1 pseudogene is annotated in these 1042 nt (G+C 80.2%); it reads right to left on the bottom strand.

Annotated features, from left to right (window positions below):
• Positions 1-40: 40 nt before the first annotated feature.
• A pseudogene (locus ABWI04_RS42750) lies at positions 41-1042 on the bottom strand (AAA family ATPase); the annotation flags it as partial.

Genomic DNA, 1042 nt, shown 5'->3' with positions numbered 1-1042 from the left:
TTCGACGCGCTGCCGGCGGACGTGGCGGTGGACGTGGACGTCAAGACCGTGCTGGAGGACGCGCTGGACGAGCCGTCCCGCCGCACCGGTCCAGGGCGGGCAGGTCGGGCGCGGGCGCGGCGGCGGCCGCGACCAGCTCCGGATCGCCGAGCAGGGCGCGGACCTCCGCCTCCTCGTCGTCGAGCCTGCGGATCCGGTCGCGCAGGTCGCCCTGCTCCTCGTCCGGCAGCGCGGCTTCGAGGACCTCCTCCGGCGTCCGGAACCCCTGCTCCTCGGCCTCCTGCGCGGCCTTGGCGCGGGCGGCGGCCAGCTCCTCGCCGGCGCGCGCGTACGCGCGGGCCGCCTCGACCGCCGCGGCGATCCGGTCGGCCTCCCCGGCGAGCCTGGCGATGCGGGCCTCCAGCGTCGGGTCGCCGCCGCGCGCCTCGTCGAGCTCGGCGGACAGGCGGGCCCGCTCGGCGGCCAGCTCCCGGTCGTGGGTGCGGTTCTCGGTGAGGGCGCGGCCGGTCTCCTCCTGCGCGGAGCGGACCCGGTCGAGCTCCCGCTCGTCCCGGTGGAGCGCCGCCTCCAGCCGCTCGGCCTCCGCGGCGCGGGCCTCCGCGGCCGCCAGCGCCGCGTCCGCCTCGGCGAGCTCGGCGGCGAGGGCGTCGGGGTCGGCCTCTCCGGCGATCTCCCGCAGCTCGTCGCGCGCGGTGCGCAGCTCCCCGGCCGCCGTCGCGGCGCGCTCCCGGGCGTCCTGGGCCTCGTCGGCCTCGGCCTGCGCCCGCTCCACCTGCTCCTCGGTCGGGATCAGGGCGAGCGAGGTGACCGGGTCCGGGTGCTCGGTGGAGCCGCAGACCCGGCAGGGCTCGCCGTCGGCCAGCTCCTCGGCGAGGACGGCGGCCATGCCGTCCAGCCGCGCCTGCCGGAGGTCGAGGACGCGCTGCCGGGCGTCCTGGGCGGCGTCGACCGCCGTCCGGTACGCGGCCTCCGCCTCGGCGAGCCGGTGCTCCACCTCGTCGCGGCGCCGCGCCGCGTCGAGGCGGCGCCCGGCGTCGCGGAC

The organism is Actinomadura sp. NPDC000929 (genome assembly GCF_040492065.1).
GTDB classification, from domain to species: Bacteria; Actinomycetota; Actinomycetes; order Streptosporangiales; family Streptosporangiaceae; genus Spirillospora; species Spirillospora verrucosospora.
Note: the sequence above shows the minus strand (reverse complement) of the source record. Positions and strands in the feature narration are given on the sequence as shown.